Source organism: Lysinibacillus macroides (genome assembly GCF_001281525.1).
GTDB classification, from domain to species: domain Bacteria; phylum Bacillota; class Bacilli; order Bacillales_A; family Planococcaceae; genus Lysinibacillus; species Lysinibacillus macroides.
The window spans coordinates 338,476-361,970 of record NZ_LGCI01000005.1 but is presented as its reverse complement, the minus strand read 5'-3'; the positions used below and the strand labels follow the sequence as shown (position 1 = coordinate 361,970).

20 protein-coding genes are annotated in these 23,495 nt (G+C 39.3%); 2 read left to right on the top strand and 18 right to left on the bottom strand.

Annotation, left to right across the window (positions count from 1 at the left end; genetic code table 11):
• Position 1: 1 nt before the first annotated feature.
• The 6 genes from def to ADM90_RS04575 all read right to left on the bottom strand — a co-directional run bounded on the left by def (position 2) and on the right by ADM90_RS04575 (position 5,918).
• Positions 2-499 (bottom strand): peptide deformylase, encoded by a 498-nt coding sequence (gene def, locus ADM90_RS04600; RefSeq protein WP_053993874.1) that lies wholly within the window; start codon positions 497-499, stop codon positions 2-4.
• A gap of 40 nt (positions 500-539) precedes the next feature.
• Positions 540-2,951, bottom strand: a complete 2,412-nt coding sequence (gene priA, locus ADM90_RS04595; protein WP_083448455.1) for a primosomal protein N' — start codon at positions 2,949-2,951, stop codon at positions 540-542.
• Positions 2,948-3,952: a bifunctional phosphopantothenoylcysteine decarboxylase/phosphopantothenate--cysteine ligase CoaBC gene (gene coaBC, locus ADM90_RS04590; RefSeq protein ID WP_053993873.1), complete on the bottom strand. Its 1,005-nt coding sequence runs from the start codon at positions 3,950-3,952 to the stop codon at positions 2,948-2,950. Before coaBC ends, priA begins: the two co-directional genes overlap by 4 nt.
• A gap of 198 nt (positions 3,953-4,150) precedes the next feature.
• Entirely contained in the window at positions 4,151-4,378 is a 228-nt protein-coding gene (rpoZ, locus tag ADM90_RS04585; RefSeq protein WP_053993872.1) for a DNA-directed RNA polymerase subunit omega, read from the bottom strand.
• A 4-nt stretch (positions 4,379-4,382) separates the two neighbouring features.
• Positions 4,383-5,000: a guanylate kinase gene (gene gmk / locus ADM90_RS04580; protein ID WP_053993871.1), complete on the bottom strand. Its 618-nt coding sequence runs from the start codon at positions 4,998-5,000 to the stop codon at positions 4,383-4,385.
• A gap of 42 nt (positions 5,001-5,042) precedes the next feature.
• On the bottom strand, positions 5,043-5,918 hold the full coding sequence (locus tag ADM90_RS04575; RefSeq protein WP_053993870.1) for a YicC/YloC family endoribonuclease: 876 nt from the start codon (positions 5,916-5,918) through the stop codon (positions 5,043-5,045).
• A gap of 261 nt (positions 5,919-6,179) precedes the next feature.
• On the opposite strand from ADM90_RS04575, the gene ADM90_RS04570 reads away from it, so the two are divergent.
• Positions 6,180-7,874: an Rqc2 family fibronectin-binding protein gene (locus tag ADM90_RS04570; protein ID WP_053993869.1), complete on the top strand. Its 1,695-nt coding sequence runs from the start codon at positions 6,180-6,182 to the stop codon at positions 7,872-7,874.
• A gap of 117 nt (positions 7,875-7,991) precedes the next feature.
• Here ADM90_RS04570 and ADM90_RS04565 read toward each other — a convergent pair whose 3' ends face one another.
• The 5 genes from ADM90_RS04565 to ADM90_RS04545 all read right to left on the bottom strand — a co-directional run bounded on the left by ADM90_RS04565 (position 7,992) and on the right by ADM90_RS04545 (position 13,633).
• Positions 7,992-8,918, bottom strand: a complete 927-nt coding sequence (locus tag ADM90_RS04565) for an ABC transporter ATP-binding protein (protein ID WP_053993868.1) — start codon at positions 8,916-8,918, stop codon at positions 7,992-7,994.
• Entirely contained in the window at positions 8,911-9,966 is a 1,056-nt protein-coding gene (locus ADM90_RS04560) for an ABC transporter ATP-binding protein (protein WP_053993867.1), read from the bottom strand. The genes ADM90_RS04565 and ADM90_RS04560 overlap by 8 nt, the downstream gene beginning before the upstream one ends.
• Before the next feature lie 13 nt (positions 9,967-9,979).
• Positions 9,980-10,900, bottom strand: coding sequence for an ABC transporter permease (locus tag ADM90_RS04555; protein ID WP_053993866.1), 921 nt, complete (start codon positions 10,898-10,900; stop codon positions 9,980-9,982).
• On the bottom strand, positions 10,900-11,829 hold the full coding sequence (locus ADM90_RS04550) for an ABC transporter permease (protein ID WP_053993865.1): 930 nt from the start codon (positions 11,827-11,829) through the stop codon (positions 10,900-10,902). The genes ADM90_RS04555 and ADM90_RS04550 overlap by 1 nt, the downstream gene beginning before the upstream one ends.
• A 145-nt stretch (positions 11,830-11,974) precedes the next feature.
• Positions 11,975-13,633, bottom strand: coding sequence for a peptide ABC transporter substrate-binding protein (locus ADM90_RS04545; RefSeq protein ID WP_053993864.1), 1,659 nt, complete (start codon positions 13,631-13,633; stop codon positions 11,975-11,977).
• A gap of 1,082 nt (positions 13,634-14,715) precedes the next feature.
• Here ADM90_RS04545 and ADM90_RS04540 point away from each other — a divergent pair.
• Positions 14,716-14,904 (top strand): hypothetical protein, encoded by a 189-nt coding sequence (locus tag ADM90_RS04540; protein WP_053993863.1) that lies wholly within the window; start codon positions 14,716-14,718, stop codon positions 14,902-14,904.
• Positions 14,905-14,907: 3 nt separating this feature from the next.
• Here ADM90_RS04540 and pyrE read toward each other — a convergent pair whose 3' ends face one another.
• From pyrE to ADM90_RS04505, 7 genes are read right to left on the bottom strand one after another with little or no spacing between them, the layout of a single operon-like run.
• Positions 14,908-15,537, bottom strand: a complete 630-nt coding sequence (gene pyrE, locus ADM90_RS04535; protein WP_053993862.1) for an orotate phosphoribosyltransferase — start codon at positions 15,535-15,537, stop codon at positions 14,908-14,910.
• Positions 15,538-15,540: 3 nt separating this feature from the next.
• On the bottom strand, positions 15,541-16,245 hold the full coding sequence (gene pyrF, locus ADM90_RS04530) for an orotidine-5'-phosphate decarboxylase (RefSeq protein ID WP_053993861.1): 705 nt from the start codon (positions 16,243-16,245) through the stop codon (positions 15,541-15,543).
• Positions 16,245-17,156 carry a dihydroorotate dehydrogenase gene (locus tag ADM90_RS04525; protein ID WP_053993860.1) on the bottom strand — a complete coding sequence of 304 codons (912 nt, stop codon included), beginning with the start codon at positions 17,154-17,156 and terminating at the stop codon, positions 16,245-16,247. The genes pyrF and ADM90_RS04525 overlap by 1 nt, the downstream gene beginning before the upstream one ends.
• Complete coding sequence (locus ADM90_RS04520) at positions 17,153-17,926, bottom strand: dihydroorotate dehydrogenase electron transfer subunit (protein ID WP_053993859.1); 774 nt, start codon at positions 17,924-17,926, stop codon at positions 17,153-17,155. Before ADM90_RS04520 ends, ADM90_RS04525 begins: the two co-directional genes overlap by 4 nt.
• 1 nt (position 17,927) lies before the next feature.
• Positions 17,928-21,125 carry a carbamoyl-phosphate synthase large subunit gene (gene carB / locus ADM90_RS04515; protein ID WP_053993858.1) on the bottom strand — a complete coding sequence of 1,066 codons (3,198 nt, stop codon included), beginning with the start codon at positions 21,123-21,125 and terminating at the stop codon, positions 17,928-17,930.
• Positions 21,118-22,218: a glutamine-hydrolyzing carbamoyl-phosphate synthase small subunit gene (gene carA / locus ADM90_RS04510; protein WP_053993857.1), complete on the bottom strand. Its 1,101-nt coding sequence runs from the start codon at positions 22,216-22,218 to the stop codon at positions 21,118-21,120. Before carA ends, carB begins: the two co-directional genes overlap by 8 nt.
• Positions 22,218-23,495: a dihydroorotase gene (locus ADM90_RS04505; RefSeq protein WP_053993856.1), complete on the bottom strand. Its 1,278-nt coding sequence runs from the start codon at positions 23,493-23,495 to the stop codon at positions 22,218-22,220. The genes carA and ADM90_RS04505 overlap by 1 nt, the downstream gene beginning before the upstream one ends.

Below are 23,495 nucleotides of genomic sequence, written 5' to 3'. Positions count from 1 at the left end.
ATCATTCCTCCTCCTCTTCTGCATACAGTTCTTCAAGCTCTTCTGCTGTAACAATACGCTTAATTTTTGCATCGAATAGCACACCATCTAAATGATCGATCTCATGTAAAATGGCTCGAGCATCAAAGCCACCTGCCTCTACTTCATAGACACGCCCTTCACGATCACATGCTTCAATTTTCACATAATCAGGACGTTCTACCTCACCATATAATCCTGGAAAGCTTAAGCAACCCTCAATATCGACTTCCGCTCCATCTGTTTCGATAACAGTTGGATTAATCATTTCTAAAATATCGCGCTCCTCACCTAACTCCACAATCGCCACGCGTAAACCTACATTTATTTGCGGTGCCGCAATACCAACACCATCATATTCCACCATTGTGTCGTATAAATCATCCAGCAATGTAATGATATCATCATTAATTTCGGTTACTTCTGCACACGGTGTTGACAGTACCTTTGCTGGATGCTCAATTACTTTTTTAATAGCCATTTTCCGATTTCCTCATTTCTATCACACTGTTATTCATACACTATATAGTAGACGGGTCTAAATCGACCGTCATTAAAATCCCTTGTTTAATCCATTCTGCTCGATACATCGCAAGCAAACGCTGTAACACTGGAATTAGATTTGGTTCAATTTTATATTTTATCAAACATTGATAACGATATCTATTTTGAAGTCGAGCAATACTTGCCGTTGTCGGACCAATAATGGCTGCCTGATTCGATAAATTTCCACGAAGCCAATCTGCCACACGTCCAGCATATTCGGCAGCCATCATCACATCCTCATGCGAAATTTGTACAAGTGCTACAAAATAATAAGGTGGATAGCTGGAACGACGTCGTAAAAACATTTCTCGCTCATAGAACGGCTCATAGTCCTGCGTTTTTGCTAATTCAATCGCATAATGCTCAGGTGTATACGTTTGAATAATTACTTCTCCCGGCTTGTTATGTCGACCAGCCCTGCCACTGACCTGTGTTAATAGCTGAAATGTACGCTCTGCTGCACGGTAATCTGGTAAATGGAGCGATGTATCGGCACTGAGCACACCGACAAGCGTAATATTAGGAAAATCAAGCCCTTTTGCAATCATCTGCGTTCCAAGTAAAATATCTGCCTGTCCTTCGCCAAATGTTTGTAGTATTTCTTCATGTGCCCCTTTATGCCTTGTGGTGTCCACATCCATCCGCAATACCCTTGCCTCTGGAAATAGCTTATAGATTTCCTCCTCCACCTTTTGGGTACCTGTACCAAAATAACGAATATGATCACTTTGACATTGTGGACATGTCTGAGGAATATGCTCCTCATAGCCACAATAATGACATTTCAACTTCTCTGTTGTTCGATGATAGGTTAAAGAAATATCACAATTTGGGCATTGTACCACTGTACCACAATCTCGACATAGTACAAATGACGAGTAGCCTCGACGATTTAAAAATAATACCATCTGTTCCTTCTTTTCCAGTCTTAGACGCATAGCCTCAATTAGCGAGACTGAGAACATAGAACGATTTCCTTGTCGTAGCTCCTCACGCATATCTGCAATAAAAACAGTTGGTAGTGTTTGATGTAATGCGCGATGCTTTAACGAAAGAAGGGTATAAACGCCCTTTTTCGCTCTAGCATAGGATTCTAATGCTGGCGTTGCACTACCTAAAATCACAGGACATTGATAAAATCCGCTACGCCAAATCGCTACATCTCTTGCATGGTAGCGTGGTGAATCCTCCTGCTTATAGGTCGACTCATGCTCCTCATCTAAAATAATAAGCCCTATATTGGTGAAGGGTGCAAAAATAGCAGAGCGCGCACCAACGACTACTTTAACCTTTCCTTGCTGGACTTTTCGCCATTCATCATACTTCTCACCAACGGATAAGCCACTATGCATCACAGCGACCATTTCGCCAAAGCGGCTGCGGAACCGCTCTGTCATTTGCGGTGTTAAAGAAATTTCAGGTACCAGCATAATTGCTTCTTTGCCTTCCTCTAACACCTTTTGTATGGACTGCAAATAAATCTCGGTCTTACCACTCCCTGTGACACCATGCAATAAAAATGTCTGCCCTTTTGGTTGCTCCATTGCGGCTGTAATCGCTTGGAGTGCAACGAGTTGCTCCTCTGTTAGTTGTAAAGAGTGCGTCCGTGAAACTTCCTTTGTAAATGGATCACGGTATACTTCCTCTCGAATAAACTGAGCTGCTCCCTTCGCAATCACTGCCTCTAACACTGCTGAAGAGACGCCTGTTTCATCGTAAATTTGTTGCGGTGACAAAACTTCACCTAGATGCTGACACATCCATTGCAAAAGAAGGCGCTGCTTCACTGCTCTCGATGATTGTTCAATCACTTTTTCAATAAGGTGCTGATCTTCTGTAATCTTCACCATCCTTATCTCTTTCACATTACCTTGCTGCTTTACAACATTGTCAATTGTCACGCTTTCTTGTGCAACTAGCTGCTTTAATAAAGGAAGTAAGCCCGCTCGCTCAAACTCTTTAAAATTAGCCTGCTGACGCTTGCCGAATATAGCTTGCACTTCCTCTGGTAAACTTTGTGGCGCTTGTAGCTTAATGATTTTTTCATATTTTGCCCGAAGCGCTGATGGTAGCATCACTTGCAAGGCATCAATTTCATAGCAAATTGTATGATTTTTTAACCATCTCGCCAGTTGTAGCATTTCCTCTGTTAGCACGGGCTCCATATCTAAAATTTGCGTGATCGGCTTTAATTTATGAAGCGGTATATCAGTTTCCTTTTTCAAGCCAATTACAAAGCCTAGAACATTTCTTGCGCCAAATGGTACCTTTACTCGACAGCCTGCTTCTATCACATTTATCCATTCTGCTGGTACTTGATAATCAAATGGACGATCAACATGGTACGTAGAGACATCTACAATGACCTCTGCTATCAGTAAATTCATTGCGCCTCACCCTGTAAAAGATGTCGCCAAAAGGCTTGTGCAAAAAGCTTAGGATTTGTTACATCTACTAGCTGTCCGTCTAACTGTGCTTGTGTACTAAAATCAATCCAGCTATCGGATATAACGGTTAACATCGGAGTTCCTTGTACCTTTTGTCCAAATGTAATAGCTTTGATACCTTCTACCGAGACAATCGGTGCTCCCTCAACAGTTGGGGTATTCGCTGCATGGATAAATAAAACTTGAGGATTTCGATCTTTATACTCTTCAAGCTGCTGCATAAAATAATCTACACTGCTATTTTCTATTTGGATAACCTGTGCGCCAAGTGCTCTTGCCTCATTCGCCAAAGCTTGTCCAATGATACCATTTGCCTGTGCACGCACAATGTGCTGTTCATCATATGGTACATGTAAGGCACCCACTGTTACTACAACGGTTTGATCTGCCAGTGATTGCACCTTCTCAGCAAAATAATCCTTGACAATAGCCGTTATTTTCTCAGGTTCCTCTAAACGTCCCTTACCAACATAACCACATGCTAAAAATCCTTCCGATGGTTCAATAAATTGATAGCCATCATCTGCTAGCCTAGCAATATTACGTTTCACGGCTGGATGCTCATACATATGTACATTCATCGCTGGTGCAAGCCATACAGGTGCAGTTGTAGCAAGTAGTGTGGTTGTGACCATATCATCTGCAATCCCATTGGCGATTTTTCCAATAACATTCGCAGTAGCAGGCGCCACTAAAATCAAATCAGCCCAGTCTGCTAAATCAATATGAGCAATCACATTGGAATCTTTTTCATCAAATGTATCAAAATAAACATCATTTTTGGACATTACTTGAAAGCTTAATGGATTGACAAATTGTCTAGCAGAGGCAGTCATGATTACTTTTACATTGGCTCCTGCTTGTGACAGCTTACTAACAAGAGCGACAGCCTTATATACGGCTATCCCGCCTGAAACACAAAGTAAAATATTTTTATTCATGCTACGATCATCCTTTCAAATGATAAGCTCCCAAAGGACAATTTCCCTGGGAGCTTCTCGGCATTCCGTATATTCAAAGTCTACTACAGACTTTCGCATTCATCGTCTATTATCATCACTAAGGTTAAAGCTTATTTTTATCCATACCTATAAACCAACCTTTGATAATCAACTAAAAATGACTTTTTTACATGCAAGTTAGATTTCGTCTTCGTATACCGCTGACTCATCCTGTGATACTTTTGTAAGTACACCTGCCGCTACTTCTTCAAGTGCTTTTCCTACATATTTGTAAGATACATACTTGTGTAAACGTTCTGTACCTGGCTCTTCTTGCATTTGGCGAGCACGCTTAGAAGCAAGGCTCACTAATGAATACTTTGAATCAATTTCTTTTTTTAATGCATCTACTGATGGATATAACATGGGTTTATTCTCCTCTCAACATTGACAAATATCTTTTTTCCACACGTTCTCTACGACAATGCTCAGCTTTAATAATCGCATTAATACGATCGCAGGCATTTGTCACTTCGTCATTTTCCACAACATAGTCGTACAGGCTCATCATTTCAAGCTCTTCACTAGCAGTGGCAATACGTTTTGCAATAATATCCTCTGTTTCTGTTCCACGTCCAACTAAACGATCTTTTAATTCCGTTAAACTTGGAGGGGCTAAGAAAATAAATAAGGCATCTGGTGCTTTTTTGCGAATTTGGGCTGCACCCTGTACTTCAATTTCTAAAAATACATCACGACCTGCATCTAGTGTTTCATTCACATAAGCTAGTGGTGTTCCATAGTAGTTCCCTACAAATTCAGCGTGCTCCAGTAAGCCACCCTGTTCAATTAACACTTCAAATTCTTCACGTGTTTTGAAAAAATAATCTACACCATCTACTTCACCTTCGCGAGGCTTTCGTGTTGTCATTGAGATGGAATACTCATAATTCGTATGCGGCTGAGAAAATAATTCTTTTCGCACTGTCCCTTTTCCTACACCAGATGGGCCAGACAGAACAATTAATAATCCACGTTCTTTTATCATTTATTCCTATATCTCCCTTAATTTATAACAGACACGTGTCAGTTATTCGATATTTTGAACTTGCTCACGCATCTTTTCTAATATTGTTTTTGCCTGAACAACAGCAACAGCGGCTTCTGTTGATTGATTTTTCGAACCAATTGTATTAATCTCACGATGAATTTCCTGCATTAAAAAGTCTAATTTGCGTCCAACTGAAATGGTTTCAAGTAATGTCTCCTTCAGCTGATTAAAATGACTTTCTAATCGATCCAATTCTTCGGAGATATCGATTCGGTCTGCAAAAATAGCTACTTCAGCTAGTAAGCGATCTTCTAACAATGCGCCATCTGCAACTTCAGCAATTCGTTCTACTAATCGTGTACGATATTTTTCAACAGCCACAGAAGAGTACGAACGTATTTTATTCACTTGCTCCATTAACTGTTTCTTATATTGTACAACAACTTCTTGCAATTCCTGTCCTTCACGCTCACGCATTTGTACAAGTTGTTCAATTGCTTGTGAAATCGCTTGTTCAACAGCTTGCAGTAAATCCTCTGGTGTAAGCTGTGGTTTTTGTTGTACAAGTGCTTGCTCTAGCGATAAAAGCTCTTGCATCGTCCATTTTTCTTCCAATGGTACTTTATTGGCTAATTGCTCTTTTGCCTTACGATACGCTTCAATTAATGACCAATTAATTTCAATAGATTGCTCTACATTCTCTAAATCCTTCACATATACCATCACATCAATTTTGCCGCGTGACAAAGCTTGAGAAATTAGTTTCTTTGCAAAAATTTCTGCTTCAAGCCACTCTTTCGGAAATTTTGCATTAATTTCTAAAAAACGATGGTTGACCGATCGCATTTCTACGGTTAATTGAAAGTTTCTAGTTGTTGTGACACCTCTGCCAAAACCAGTCATACTACGCACCAAGGTTCGTCACACCTTTCTTTGCATACTGGGATTATTATAACATATGCGCTGTCGATTATAACGCCTCTTCCAAAAAAATTGGGGAGAGTAAAAGCTAATTCTACCACAATTGAAGCTATATTTTAATATTCACCTAAAAAATGCTATGATAAACATACAAACCATGCATGTGTGGACACGTTAATAACCGTGAAAGCCATTGCATGATGAAAAAATACGAAAGTACCAAGATGCTTGATATCGTTGGAAAGAGGAATTCATATGGCATTTGATGGCTTATTTACTTATTCAATAACTGCCGACCTACAACAGCTTGTCACAGGTCGCATTACAAAAATACATCAACCAAACGCTCAAGAAGTTATTTTACACATTCGTGCAAACGGAAAAAATCATAAATTACTTTTTTCCATTCATTCTTCCTATGCGCGCGTTCACTTAACGGAGCAAGCGATTGATAATCCAGCAGAACCTCCAATGTTTTGTATGCTATTACGTAAACATTTAGAGGGGGGCTTTATTGCTTCCATTAAACAGCATGATTTTGATCGCATTATAATAGTAGAAATCAACAGTAAAAATGAAATTGGTGACCCAATTGTTAGGGAATTGCATGCTGAAATTATGGGTAGACATAGTAATTTGCTATTAATTGATCAGGAGCAGGGAAAAATTATTGATAGTTTAAAGCACTTACCCCCATCTGTAAATAGCTTCCGAACGGTGTTACCTGGTCAGCCCTATATCGCCCCACCCACACAGCATAAATGGAACCCTTTAACCGTAACAGATGAAGAGCTCACTCTATTTTCTGCTGAATCTAAAAACGCGAAAGAGGTTGTGGCACAGTTTGCGGGCTTTTCACCTCTTCATGCGGAGGAATTAGTGTCTCGACTAGCAACAGCCTCAAATACAATTGCATGTTTTAGAGCGTTTATGACATCCTTTGCGAACGGTGGCATAAAGCCTATGTATGTGCTTGCAAACCGTAAAACCTACTTTTCCCCTATCGAATTAACTCATTTACAGGGAGAGGTAACCGTTTATCCAAATGTTCATGCATTATTAGATCGTGTATTTTTTGCACGTGCAGAGCGAGATCGTGTGAAACAGCAGGCAGGTGATTTAGAACGATGGCTACAAAATGAAATTGATAAACTAGCCTTAAAAACGAAAAAGCTGACGAAGGATTATGAGCGTGCCTCTAAGCTCGATCAATTCCAATTATATGGTGAGCTATTAATGGCAAATATTTATGCCTTTGACAAGGGCGCAAAAGAAGTAACTGTTACAAATTACTATAGCGAAACTGGTGAGGAAATTACCATTCCGATCAGTGAGCGCAAAACCCCAATTGAAAATGCTCAAAGCTATTACACAAAATATACAAAAGCAAAAAATGCTTTGATTATGGTGCAAGAGCAGCTTGAAAAAACAAAGGAAGAGATTGCTTACTTTGAAATGCTCGCACAGCAAGTTCAACAAGCTTCTCCTGGCGATATTGAGGAAATCCGTGAAGAGCTAGCAGAGCAAGGTTACTTAAAATTACGTCATGCCAAGAAAAAGAAAAAACCAGTGAAGCCTGAGCCTGAACGTTATCTATCCTCTACAGGTATAGCCATCTCTGTTGGCAAGAACAATAAGCAAAATGATATGCTGACATTTAAGTTAGCGAAACGTACAGATATTTGGCTGCATACGAAGGATATTCCAGGCTCCCATGTTGTGATTCATGCAAGTGAACCCGATGAAACAACATTGCGTGAGGCGGCTATACTAGCGGCATATTTCTCTAAAGCACGAGATTCCTCCTCTGTGCCTGTGGATTACACAGAAATTCGTCAGGTGAAAAAACCAAACGGCGCGAAGCCTGGCTTTGTTATCTATTTCGAGCAAAAAACATTGTATATTGACCCTGATGAAGCGGTTATTTTACAGTTAAAGAAGCAATCATAATATATTCTCTAAATAAGAATCAGCAATATATACTACCATTTCTAAACGATTATTTTTATTAAACTTTCCACAAAAAACTCCTATCACAGGTTTGAACTGTTGATAGGAGTTTCTTATTTATCGGTTCGCAACCCATGTTTTGACAAGGTCAGCAGTACCATACACATAATGCTGATCACCTACTTCATGGTATGTGGCGCTATCATCCACTTCTGTATGCTTGTACGGAATACGCTGACGACTTTTCTCCGATAGCGGATCAGGAAGTGGAATCGCTGATAATAAAGATTTTGTATAGGGATGCACAGGATGATTATAAATATCATCTGCCTTACCAATTTCCAAAATTTTACCACGATACATAACAGCAATACGATCACTGATATATTTTACCATGGATAAATCATGGGCAATAAATAGGTATGTTAAGCCACGCTCTTTTTGAAGTTGTTTTAATAGGTTAACAACCTGTGCTTGAATCGATACATCAAGCGCTGAAATCGGCTCATCGGCAATAATAAACTTAGGGTCTAAGCTTAATGCACGAGCAATCCCAATACGTTGACGTTGACCACCTGAGAATTCATGTGCGTAACGATTCGCGTGCTCTTTGTTTAAACCAACAGCCTCTAGTAGCTGATTGATTTTTTCACGGCGTACTTTTTTATCCTTGTGTAAACCATGAATATCAAAGGCTTCACCAATAATTTCACCCGCTGTCATACGAGGATTTAAGGACGCATAAGGGTCTTGGAAAATCATTTGCATTTGACGATTGAATTTCTTTAACTCACTTTTTGATTTTTTTCCATGAACATTTTCGCCATCGAAAATAATCTCGCCATCAGTAATGTCATATAGGCGAATAATAGAACGACCCGTTGTTGATTTACCACAGCCTGATTCACCCACAAGACCAAGCGTTTCGCCTTCGTAAACATCGAAGCTAATACCATCTACGGCTTTAATCGGATTAGCTGGTGAACCAAAATATTGTTTTACATTTTTGATTTCAAGAATTTTTTTCGCACGAGGTTTAGTCATTTTCTTGTGCCCCCTTTGCTAAATACCCTTCAATACGTTTAGCAACCGCATCAGGAATAGGAACCTTTGGTGCATCAGGATGCAACAACCAAGTTTTTGCAAAATGTGTTTCACTTACTTGGAACATTGGTGGCTCTTGTTCGTAATCAATCGCCATAGCATACTCGTTACGAGCTGCAAATGCATCACCTTTCGGCGGATTCGTAAGATCTGGTGGTGAGCCTGGAATCGTACGTAGTAGCTCGTCCGTATCATTATCTAAATCAGGCATTGAACCAAGCAGTCCCCATGTATATGGATGCTTTGGATTATAGAAAATATCATTCACAGTACCATATTCTACGATTTGTCCAGCATACATGACTGCTACACGATCAGCAATGTTTGCCACAACCCCTAAATCGTGTGTAATGAAAATAATGGATGTTTTCGAGTTTTTTTGAATTTCTTTCATTAGCTCTAAAATTTGCGCCTGAATTGTTACATCTAAAGCTGTTGTCGGCTCATCGGCAATTAATAACTTAGGATCAGCAGCAAGGGCAATGGCAATAACAACACGTTGACGCATACCACCTGAAAACTCATGTGGATATTGGTTATAGCGTTTCTCAGGGAAGGGAATACCTACCTGTGATAAAAGCTCAATCGCACGTTTTTTTGCATCCGCTTTGGAAACTTTTTTGTGCTGTAAAATTACTTCAGTTATTTGACGTCCGACCTTCATCGTTGGATTTAAGCTTGTCATTGGATCTTGGAAAATCATTGCAATTTCATTGCCACGTACCTTCGACATTTCTTTATCTGTTAGCGGCACTAAATCACGGCCATTAAATAAAATTTGTCCTGACGCATAAATACCAGGTGGCTGTGGAATTAGTTTCATTAATGCATTACTTGTCACACTTTTACCAGAACCCGATTCACCTACTATAGCGAGCGTTTCACCCTCCTTTAAATCAAAGGTTACACCACGGACAGCATGGACAAGCCCTGCATAGGTTTTAAAGTTAATTTTTAAATCTTTTACTTCTAAAATCGTTTTACTCATTACGGCCACCTCCTTATTTACGTAGTTTTGGATCGAGTGCATCACGTAAGCCGTCACCAACTGCATTGAATGCAAAGATTGTTAGTGAGATAAATACTGCTGGGAAAATTAAACGCCATGGAGCATTTGCAATGGCTTTATTCCCATCAGATGCCATTGTACCCCAAGAAGCTGTTGGAGCAGGAACCCCAAGACCAAGATAACTTAGGAATGACTCCGTGAAAATAGCAGATGGAATGGTTAATGTCATTGTTACTAAAATGGCACCTAACGCATTCGGAATTAAATGTTTGATAATTAAATGGCCTGTGCTAGCTCCTAATGTACGAGCAGCAAGTACATATTCTTGATTTTTAATGGATAATACTTCGCCACGCACAATACGAGCCATATTAATCCAACCAGTAATAGATAGGGCAACAATCATTGGAATTAAACCTGGCTGCATAACAACTAACAATACGATTACCACTAATAGGTAAGGTACAGCCGTTAAAACATCGGCAATACGCATCATAATATTATCAACGCGACCACCTGCTAAGCCTGAAATACTGCCCCAAATAACACCGATAATTAAATCAATAATCGCTGCAGCAATTCCAATAAAGAGGGAAATACGAGCCCCTTCCCAAATACGTACGAAAATATCACGGCCAAGGTCATCTGTTCCAAACCAAAATTGTGCAGATGGTGGTGCATTATAAACGCCTAGCTGATCACTTGCCTTGTACTGCGAAAATATTGGGACGAAAATAGCCATTAAAATAACAATGATTAAAATAATTATCCCTACGATGGCCATTTTATTGTGAGAGAAACGGACCCATACTTCTTTCCAAAAGGAGACGGATTTATCAGCTAATTTTTCCGTTGCTTCATGGTTACCACCAACAATTTTAAATTTAGCTTTGTCAATTTGTTGCTGTGTCATTATTTTTTCGCTCCTTTCAGTTTAATACGCGGATCAATCACACTATATAAAATATCGACGATTAACACCGCAAATAAAAGGATGATGGAATAGAACACAGTCGTCCCCATAATCACGGTATAATCACGGTTTGTAATACTTTGCACGAAGTGTTTTCCAAGTCCAGGAATAGCGAAAATTTGCTCAACTATAAAGCTACCCGTTACAACAGCTGCTGTTAATGGGCCAAGGTACGTAACGACTGGCAGCAGAGCATTTCGTAAGGTATGACGGAATACGATTGTCCATTTCCCAATCCCTTTGGCACGAGCCATTTTAACATAATCACTATTGTTTTGCTCAAGCATACTTGAACGTGTTAATTTTGCAATAAAACCCATATGAGATAAAGCGATGGCAAAGGCTGGTAATATACTATAAATGAAGCCCTTCCATCCGCTGATTGGGAACCACCCTAGCTTATAGGCTAAGAAATACTGCATTAATCCCGCTAAAATAAATGAAGGTACTGAAATAAATAACACCGCAAAGGACGTTGCCAAATAATCCGGGAACTTATTATGATATAGCGCGGAAACTACGCCTATTAAAATACCGAATCCAATTGCCAATAGCATAGCTTCAATCCCTAATGTTAATGAAACAGGGAAACTTTCAGAAATCATATCATTTGTTGAACGCGCTTTATATTTCATGGATTCACCGAAATTGAAAGTGGCCGTATCGATTAAATAATCTTTATATTGTATATACCAAGGGTTATTTAATCCATACGTTTCGTTTAACTTCTCCTCAATTTGAGGTGGGAAATTACGTTCACTCGCAAATGGACTACCAGGAGCGAGACGCATTAAGAAAAACGTAACCGTTACGATGACGAAAAGCGCGAGAAGTATATACATCAGCCTTTTCAAAATATATTTAATCACATAAAACTCCTCCTTCTATTTGTCAATTGTCAGACAAATATATGCCTTCGTATTTTAAAAAGAGCTGACTCGTGCCGAAGTGGCTACGAGGCAGCTCTTCGCTGTAGAGCTAAAAAAAGAAATAAAATAATAAGAATAATTATTTTTATTCTACTACAACCTCTTTAAGTGGAATGTTACCAAGAATATCTGCTTGCATGTTTTTTACATTATCTTTTACTACAAAAAGATTTGTGTAGTAGTAGATAGGTGCAATAGGGAATTCAGTCATAGCAATTGCTTCTGCTTGTTTTAGAAGCTCAAGACGTTTTGCTGGATCTGCTTCTGTATTAGATTGGTCGATTAATTTTTTGTACTCAGGATTTTCCCAGCCAGTATCATTGTTACCGTTTTTGGCAGTATCATACATTTCTAAGAATGTATAAGCATCATTGTAGTCACCAACCCAGCCCATACGTCCAGCTTGGTAATCTAATTGGTTAAGCTTTTCTAAATAAACTTGCCATTCAGAGTTATCAAGACCTACAGTAATACCAAGGTTTTTCGTCCAGCCCTCTTGGATGAATTGAGCAATAGCTGCGTGGCCTTCACTTGTGTTATAAGAAATATTAACAGTAATATCTGCTGGATTTGTAATACCAAGTTCTTGCATACCAGCTTCAAGTGCTGCTTTCGCGCCTTCAATATCATTATCCTTGAAGTAACCACGGTCTTCTTCAAAGCCATTAACTGCAAGAGGAACCATACCTAATGCAGGCTTTTGTTCACCTTTTGTTACATTGTCAATTAAACCTTGACGATCAATTGCTAATGTTAACGCTTTACGAATGTTAGCGTTCCCAGTAAATTTATCAGTTGTGTTTAGCTTGTACCAATAAATAGAAGCCTCATCAGCGATGTTTAATGAACCATCTGCTTTAAAGCCTTCTATAGCGTCAAGTCCAATTGTTTGGAATGGTTTACCTAGGTAGTCGATTTCGCCAGCTTTAAACTTTGTAGCAGCAGTTGTTTCAGATTCTACCATACCAATATTAACAGTTTCTAAAGATACTTTATCAGCATCCCAATAGTCTGGATTTTTCTTTAATACCACTGTATCATTATGTCGCCATTCAGCTAAAGTGAATGGTCCGTTTGTTACATAGTTTTCACCAGCATCTGTATACCACTCATCGTTACCTTCAACTACTTTTTGGTTTAATGGTGCATATGTTTTAAATGCTGTTAATTCTAAGAAGTAAGGTGTTGGGTTTTCTAAAGTTACTACTAATGTTTTCTCATCTTCAGCTTTAACGCCTACATCATCAGCAGAACCTTCACCATTGTTGTATGCTGCAGCACCTTTAATTGGATAAAGAATTGAAGCATACTCAGAAAGATTATCTGGGTTTAATGCCCACTTCCAAGCATATTCGAAGTCGCTAGCAACAACCGGATCTCCGTTTGACCATTTAGCCTCACGTAATTTGAATGTGTATGTCTTTTGGTCTTCACTAATTTCCCAATTTTCAGCCATAGCTGGAACTGGTTTAGCATCTGCATTAAGTGTTGTTAAACCTTCAAATGTGTTTGTAAGAATTACACCAGAAGTTGTATCAGTTGCTAATGCAGGATGAAGTGATGGTGGCTCAGAAGCTACTACCACATTTAATTCGCCACCTGATGAAGATGTTTCAGTTGAACCAGAATCTTTACTATCGTCTTTTGTTTTATCAGACGAATCTCCACCGAAGCCACATGCAGCAAGCACAAGTGAAAATACTGCAAGAACTGTTAATAATAAAAACTTTTTGTTTTTATTCATACGTGAATCCCCCTATACAATTTTTAAGCCTTTTTTGCAGCTCCCATTTAATATACCAAAAAATCATTGTGTACAAAATAAAAAAGATTCGAATTTATATAGTATTATCTGACATCTAAGAAGATAATAATTTTTTCCGATTTATTACACTAAAGAGACAAAGTATCAAAATGATAATAATTTGATAATATTAAACTAATCACATCAAAAATAGATTAAAAACGAATAAATAATTTACTATATCGAAAATTCCTATTTTTTCGATAATATTATTGCTATAATAAAAAATAAGTCTAAAGTCACGGAGGTATTACCTTAAGAGATTTGTATAGTTTTGTAGAAAATTTATGTAAAACTAAGTGAATTAGTTTCTTTAACAGGAATTTTTTTGTATATTCTTATCGTAAAACATGAATATTCTCATCTATTAATGATATACAAGAAACTTATTTTGTATTTTTCTAAGATTTTACTATTCAGAAGAGAAAAAAGAAAAATAAAGCAAATGTATAAAAAATATGCTCAAATTCAGAAAAAATAACTCAAATATATATATAAAATATACTTACATTCAGTAAAAAATAGCTCAATACAAAAGAGAATGGGCGAAAAAATAGTTTTTTCAAAATAATTTATAGATGAATTACATATACATGTATCTATGCTAAGAATATGGATTTTATTCCTCCATAAAATAGTGAATAGAACACTTTAATAGAGAGCTATCTCATCTATTTAAGTCAAATTGTTTTCCTGAGAATGTCAATTGTCTTTCTTGCAAGGATTAAGGATGCAAATAATTACTAAAAATCAGACAACCCATTAATTGGGAGCGTTTTCATTTTTGAATAGAAAGCATTTTAATGTGATGTAAAGGGAATTTATTGTTGAAATAAATCGAAAACAGCACTTTTTTAAATATCAAAAATAACTTTATTATGAACCTATTTCTAATTGGAATATATTTTTATTCCATACCTTATAAGCGGATACGATAAATTACCATATTTTATTTTTGCTTATAATCGCTAAATATGCTTCTACCTTATAATAAGGAAGATTTTCTGAAGAAGAGGTTTAGAATGGAGGACTTTCAAGCAAAACAAAATGCCAAAACATTGATTAAACAACGTTTTGGCATTTTTAATTTTGTTAAAAAGGAGCTTCTTACTACTTTACTGCTTACAAGTGTGGCTGACGCTTCGTTTCACTCACGCTTTCGCCGCAGAATTACTTTAATTATAGGATCATTTTTTACTAGTAAAAACTAAAAATTATAGCTCCCCTGCTTTTAACTTGCTATGCCACTCTTTTAGGAATGGGATGTCCTCTTGTTTAATAGCACCTGATTCATTCGCTGCTTCAATTAAATAATCAAAGTTTGTTAATGATACATATTGAATGCCTGCCTCATCAAAGGCTTGCTCTGCGCGTGGTAGATTATATGTGTAGACACAAACAACACCAAGTACTTCACACCCTGCTGTACGCAATGCTTCTACAGCTGTAATGGAGGAACCACCTGTAGAAACGATATCTTCTACTACTACAACTTTTTGACCTGGTGCATATTTTCCTTCAATTTGATTACCACGGCCATGCTCTTTTGCTTTAGAGCGTACATAAACCATTGGTAATGCTAAAATATCACTTACCCATGCAGCGTGTGGGATACCTGCTGTAGCTGTTCCTGCAACGATTTCTGTTGCACCAAAGCTCTCTTTAATAACAGAGGCTAAGCCATTTGCTAATTGCTTACGAATCACTGGATCAGAAATTGTTAGGCGTGTATCACAATAAATTGGTGACTTTATACCAGATGCCCATGTAAACAGCTCTGTTGGATTTAATTCTACAGCACCTACCTTTAACATAGCATGTGCGATTTCATTTTGTAGTGTCATTCTCTATGCCTCCCATAATTCATTTACGATTTTATATGCTGCTACTGGATCTTGCGCACCTGTGACAGCACGTCCAACAACAATCAATGAAGAACCATCCCGTTTTGCACCATCCGGTGTTGCAATACGCTTTTGATCATGTGCATCACCACCTGCTAGACGAATGCCTGGTGTTACACGTAGAAACTCATCTCCACACACCTCTGCAATCGCCTTTGCCTCATGTACAGAGCAAACCACACCCTGTAAGCCCGCTTGCTTTGTCAGACCTGCATAGTGCAAGACAGACTCTTGCAAAGATAGAGCAATTTTTTGCTCCGCTTGCATTTGTTCTTCTGTCGTTGATGTTAATTGTGTAACAGCTATTAAGGCTGGACGTTCTTTACCAGCTGGTGTTCCCGCTTCAAGTCCTTCTAGTGCGGCCTCCATCATAGGACGCCCGCCCGCAGCATGGACATTGACTAAGTCTACGCCTAATTTTGCTAGTCCTTTCATTGCAGACCCTACTGTATTTGGAATATCATGTAATTTTAAATCTAGGAAAATATCATGTCCTAAATCCTTTACTTTGCGTACAATAGTAGGTCCTTCTTGCATATATAATTCCATACCAATTTTTACGAAAAGAGGCTCATTGAACTGTTGAAGAAAATCGAATACTTCTTTTTCTCCAGGAAAATCTAATGCTAATATAGGTTTGGTGTTCATCAACGATGGCTCCTTCCGATAATATCTGCTATATGCTCTACGCCTAATGCATCAAGCTTTGCTGGTAATTCATCAATAATCGTTGGGCAAATAAAATGGTCAACAAAGTTTGCTGTGCCTACTGCAACGGCTGAAGCACCTGCAGACATAAAGTCAATAACATCCTGCGCTTCTGTTACACCACCCATACCAATAATTGGAATATCAACAGCCTTATACACCTCATAGACCATGCGAATGGCTACAGGCTTAACAGCAGGACCAGATAAACCACCCGTGCCATTTGCGATCACTGGCTTCCCTGTACGCTCATCTAATCGCATCCCTACTAACGTATTAATCATCGTAATCCCATCTGCACCACCTGCTTCCACAGCTACCGCAATATCCACAATGCTTGTCACATTTGGAGACAGCTTGACATAGACTGGTACTGCTGAAACAGCTTTTACAGCCGCCACTAGTTCGCGTGCTGTTGCTGGGTCCGTACCAAATTGAATACCACCACATTTAACATTTGGGCAAGAAATATTCAGCTCCAATGCGTGAACGTTGGGTGCTGTTGAAATACGACGTGCCACTTCTACATAGTCTGCCGTCTCTGTCCCCGCAACATTGGCGATAATCGGCACATCATAGCCCTCTAAAAATTTTAGTTCCTCACTCATGACTTTTTCAATGCCAGGATTTTGTAGCCCGATGGCATTTAACATCCCTGCTGCTGTTTCAGCAACTCTTGGTGTTGGATTCCCAGCACGCGTTTCAACCGTTGTTGCCTTAATCATAATTGCGCCTAACTTTGATAAATCATAAAGTTGCGCATATTCACGTCCAAAGCCAAAGCAGCCTGAAGCTGGCATTATTGGGTTTTTTAAATCTAAGCCTGGTAGTTGAATTGTTAAACGACTCATAGTGCCACCGTACCTTTCGGGAAAACTGGTCCGTCCGAGCATACCTTGACATAGTCTTTGTCAATTTGATCAGTTGTTTTACATACGCATGCAAAGCAAGCGCCAATGCCACAGCCCATACGCTCTTCAAATGATAGATAGCCCTCTTTTTCAGGATAAAAACCTTCTAAAGCTTTTAACATTGGTAGTGGACCACAGGAATAAAAAACATCAAATTGTGGCGCACGTGATGCTAATACATTGGTAACAAAGCCCTTTGTTCCTTTAGAGCCATCCACTGTAACATAATGTGTTTCGCCAAGTGCATTAAATTCATCCTCATAAAAGCAGACCTCCTCTGTTTGGAAGCCTAACACATGGATTGTTTTTACACCACGTGCGTTTAACTGCTTGGATAGCTCATGCAATGGAGGTACACCAATGCCACCACCTACTAGTAGTGCTGTGCCTCCCTCTTGCACCACATCTACAGGGAAGCCGTTGCCTAATGGTCCAAGCACATTGACCTGCTGGCCCTCACGATTTGTTGCTAACACTTTTGTGCCGCGGCCCTCTGCACGATAAATCATTGTAAATTCACTATTGGCTTTATCAATATTTGCAATACTAATTGGTCGACGTAAAAGCGGCTCCAATGAATCTGACACCTTGACATGGACAAACTGGCCAGGAGTCATATCCTGAACCAGTTCCCCATGAAGTGTCAGTTCGAAAATGTTTTTCGCAATTTGCTTTTGAGAGACGACCGTCATTTTCTCCTGACGTATCATATTAGTGTATTACCTCCGCTTTTGGCATTTGTTCTGCTGTAAATGTCATTGATTCGATAACACGTACCATTGCTTCTGCTGTATCTAAAGATGTGAGACAAGGTACACCATTTTCTACAGATTCACGGCGGATTCGGAAGCCATCACGAGCTGGTTGTTTGCCTTTTGTTAAGGTGTTGACAACAAGCTGAGCTTCACCATTTTGGATAAGGTCAATTAATGTTTGCCCCTTTGCACCAATCTTGCCAACCACATCCGTACGTACACCTGCCGCTTCAAAGCTTCGAGCTGTACCTTCAGTAGCTACAATGCGATAGCCAACTGTCGAGAAACGTTTTGCTAGTGCAATTGCTTCTTCCTTATCTTTATCGGACACCGTAAACAATACTGTACCTTCTGTGCGAATTTCCATACCAGCTGCTACTAAGCCTTTATAAAGAGCTTTTTCTAATGTTGCATCTTTCCCCATTACTTCCCCTGTCGATTTCATTTCAGGGCCTAGCGTAATATCCACACGACGTAGTTTTGCAAAGGAGAATACTGGTACTTTGACAAAGACACCTTTTTGCTCAGGTGCTAAGCCTGTTGGATAGCCTTGCTCTACAATCGATTTGCCAAGAATCGCTTTTGTCGCGATATTGGCCATCGGGATATTCGTAATTTTACTTAAGAATGGTACTGTACGTGATGAACGTGGATTCACCTCGATCACAAATACGTCTCCCTGGGAAATAACATATTGAATATTCATTAAGCCAATAATGCCAAGACCTTTCGCAAGGCGGGTTGTATAATCCACTAATGTATCTTTTTGTGCCTGTGTTAGCTTTTGTGGAGGATAAACAGAGATAGAGTCACCAGAGTGCACCCCTGCACGCTCGATATGCTCCATAATCCCTGGAATTAATACATGTTCACCATCACAAATTGCATCTACTTCGATTTCTTGACCTGTTAAGTAACGGTCTACTAGCACTGGATGATCTGGAGATGCTTCTACTGCGTTCTCCATATAATGGTGTAGCTCTTCTTCGTTATAAACAATTTCCATTGCACGTCCACCGAGTACATAAGAAGGACGAACAAGCACTGGGAAGCCTAAACGTTGACCAATAGCAAGAGCTTCCTCTGTCGAAATAGCTGTTTCTCCTTTTGGCTGAGGAATATTTAACTCATGCAAAGCTTGCTCAAATTTATCACGGTTTTCGGCACGATCAATATCTTCCAGCGATGTGCCTAAAATTTTCACGCCATTGGCAGCCAATTTATCTGCAAGGTTAATCGCAGTTTGACCACCGAATTGAACAACAACACCAATTGGTTGCTCTAAGTCGATAATATGCATAACATCCTCGATTGTTAATGGCTCAAAGTACAATTTATCTGAAATCGAGAAATCTGTTGATACCGTTTCTGGATTTGAGTTAATAATAATAGCTTCATAACCTGCTTCTTGAATCGCCCATACAGAGTGTACAGTTGCATAGTCGAATTCTACCCCTTGACCGATACGGATCGGGCCTGAGCCAAGTACCACAACAGAAGGTTTATCTGATTTAATGGATTCGTTTTCTTCCTCATATGTGCCATAGAAATACGGTGTTTCTGAAGCAAATTCTGCTGCACATGTATCGACCATTTTATAGACAGGAATAATGCCCTGCTCTTTGCGATAAGCATAAATAGCCTCCGGTGTTGTTTCCCAAAGCTCTGCAATTTTCTTATCGGCAAAGCCTAAACGTTTTGCTGTACGCAATACTTCTTTATCATTTTTATGGTTAGCAAGTGTTTGCTCCATATCAATGATATTTTTAAATTTATTTAAGAAGAATAAGTCAATCTCTGACCATTCATGAATTTGTTCAATTGTAACACCACGGCGTAAGGCTTCGCCAATAAAGAATAAACGCTCATCCCCAGCTTTACGGATACGTTTTTCAACCCAAGCATCTGAGTTTTCCTCAGCATGTTTTAGCTCTAAGTGTACTTGACCTGTTTCCAGTGAGCGCACTGCTTTTAACATCGCTTCCTCAAAGGTACGACCTAGTGCCATTACCTCACCAGTTGCCTTCATTTGCGTACCAAGATTACGTTTTGCTGATTCAAATTTATCGAACGGCCAGCGTGGAATTTTCGCGACAATATAATCCAACGCAGGTTCAAAGCATGCATATGTTGAGCCCGTTACAGGGTTTTTAATTTCATCTAATGTTAAGCCTACTGCAATTTTCGCCGCTAGCTTAGCAATTGGATAGCCTGTTGCTTTTGACGCTAATGCAGATGAACGAGAGACACGTGGATTTACTTCAATTACATAATAATTAAAGCTATATGGATCAAGTGCTAGCTGCACATTACAGCCGCCTTCAATTTTTAGTGCACGAATAATATCTAATGAAATATTGCGTAGCATTTGGTTTTCACGGTCCGATAATGTTTGTGTTGGTGCTACTACAATAGAATCACCTGTATGAATACCTACTGGGTCAACATTTTCCATATTACATACAACAATGGCATTGTCAGCCGCATCACGCATTACTTCATATTCAATCTCTTTATAACCAGCGATTGATTTTTCAAGTAAGCACTGTGTTACTGGCGAGTATTTTAAACCAGATGTTACGATTTCCTCTAAATCCTGATCGTTATAACAAATACCGCCTCCTGTACCGCCAAGTGTAAAGGCTGGACGAACAATAACAGGGTAACCAATTTTTGCGACAAATTTTTTCGCTTCATCTAAATTATGAATAATATCAGATTCAGGAACTGGCGCACCTAATTCGTACATTAAATTACGGAATAAATCACGGTCTTCCGCCTTATGAATCGCCTCTAATTTTGTTCCAAGAATTTCAATGCCAAGCTCGTCTAAAATACCTGATTCATCTAATTCAATCGCCATATTTAAGCCTGTTTGCCCACCAAGTGTCGGTAAAATAGCATCTGGACGTTCTTTACGTAAAATACGTGAAACAAAATCAAGTGAAATAGGCTCAATATATACTTTATCTGCAATTTCTGTATCTGTCATAATTGTGGCAGGGTTTGAGTTGATTAAAATAACGCGGTAGCCCTCTTCTTTTAATGAAAGACAAGCTTGTGTTCCTGCATAGTCAAATTCTGCTGCTTGTCCGATAACAATTGGGCCTGAGCCGATTACTAAAATAGTTTTAATATCTGTACGTTTAGGCATGTTGTTTCCCCTTCCCTGCTTCTGCTTCCATCATTTCGATGAATTCATCAAATAAGTGATTTGAATCCTCTGGTCCTGGTGATGCTTCTGGGTGATACTGCACTGTGAAAATTGGATATTTCTTATGGCGTACACCCTCACATGTACTGTCATTTAATGCAATATGTGTTAATTCTAAATCTGTAGCCTCTAATGAGTCGATATCGATGGCATAGCCGTGATTTTGAGATGTTATATCCGTACGACCTGTGCGTAAATCTTTCACAGGATGGTTGCCTCCACGGTGTCCAAACGGTAATTTAAAAGACTTTGCTCCACAAGCTAATGAAAAGATTTGATGACCTAGGCAAATACCAAACATTGGTACTTTGCCGATCAAATTACGCACTGTTTCAATACCTTCTGGCACCTCATCAGGGTTCCCTGGCCCGTTCGACAGCATAATGCCATCTGGATGCCAAGCTAAAATTTCCTCAGCAGGTGTATTGTAAGGAACAACAAGCACATCACAGTCACGCTTGTTTAATTCACGAAGAATACCATGCTTCATGCCAAAATCAATTAAGACAACTCGTTTACCACGTCCAGGAGATGGATAAGCCGCTTTTGGCGATACTTCACGTACATGATGCGTAATGGCTGGAGTTGCTTGTAATTGTGCCACAATGTCATCCACATTTACTTCTTCATCAGCAGCCGTTAAAATCGCTTTTACTGACCCTTTACTACGAATAATACGTGTTAATTTACGTGTATCAATCCCTTCAATACCTGGGATATCCTTTGATGTTAAATAGTCATCAACCGTTAAATCACAACGGAAGTTAGAAGGTGTTTTCGCTAATTCACGTACAACAAATCCACGAATAACAGGTGTAATAGATTCAAAATCATCACGATTAATGCCGTAATTCCCAACTAATGGATATGTGATAGTTACAATTTGTCCGTAAAATGAAGGGTCAGAGATGGATTCCTGATAGCCCGTCATACCTGTTGTAAATACAACCTCACCTTGTGAAGCGCGATCACTACCAAATGCCGTACCTGTAAACACTGTGCCATCTTCTAATATTAGTAAACGTTTTTTCATTACTCTGCCTCCTGATATACGATATTGCCTTCAAAAATTGTTACGACTGGCCAGCCTTTCGCTACCCAACCATTAAATGGTGTATTGCGTCCCTTTGAAACAAAGCCCTGTGCATCAACTGTTTGCTCTTTTTCAAGATCAATTAACACCATATCAGCCGAAGCACCTACTGCTAATGTGCCATATGGAAGGTCAAAAATAGCTGCTGCTTTCACCGTCATCCAATCGATTAATTGCTTTAATGACCATTTTCCTGTTTCCACAAATTGTGTATAAAGCAATGGGAAGGCTGTTTCAAAGCCAACGATGCCAAATGGTGCGCCCACCATACCACAGCATTTTTCCTCTACTGTATGTGGTGCATGGTCTGTTGCGATACAGTCAATTGTACCGTCAAGTAGTGCTACATGTAATGAATCCTTATCATCAGCTGCACGTAATGGTGGATTCATTTTCCAGTTTGCATCATCTGCTGGAATATCCATTTCTTCAAGTAATAAATGGTGTGGACAAACCTCTGCTGTAACACGAATTCCTGCTGCCTTTGCATCTCTTACTGCACGTACAGATTCCTTTGTTGATACATGGCAAACATGATAACGTGCGCCTGCTGCCTCAGCTAATAAAACGTCTCGTGCAATTTGTACAGATTCACAGATTGAAGGAATGCCTGGAAGACCAAGCTCCTTATTACGCTTTCCTTCATGCATCACACCATCGTAGATTAATGAGTTATCTTCACAGTGTGCCACAACAACCATATCGTGCTGCGCTGCGTCCTTCATTTGCTCATACATTGTAGCCGCTAGCTGAATGCCTACACCATCATCTGAAAATGCAACAGCACCTTGCGCTTTTAATTCTTGGATATTTGTTCGAACCTCACCTGAAATATCCTTTGTAAGGGAGCCATATGGGAGCACACGAATTACAGCACTTTCTTGAATAAGCCCATTAATAAGCTGCATATTTTCAATGGAATCTGGTACTGGCTTTGTATTTGGCATCGCACAAATTGTTGTAAAGCCGCCTTTTGCTGCTGATGCTGAGCCTGTCGCAATCGTTTCCTTATGCTCAAAGCCTGGCTCACGTAAATGTGTATGTACATCGACAAAACCTGGCGCAACAATAAGTCCATTCCCTTCAATAATTTCAGCATCCGCTACAGAAACGTTCTGTCCAATTGCTGTAATCTTGCCATCTGCCATAGCGATATTTACTGTTTGTAGCTCACCTTGCTCATTTACCATTTGCACATTTTGAAGTACCTTTGCCAT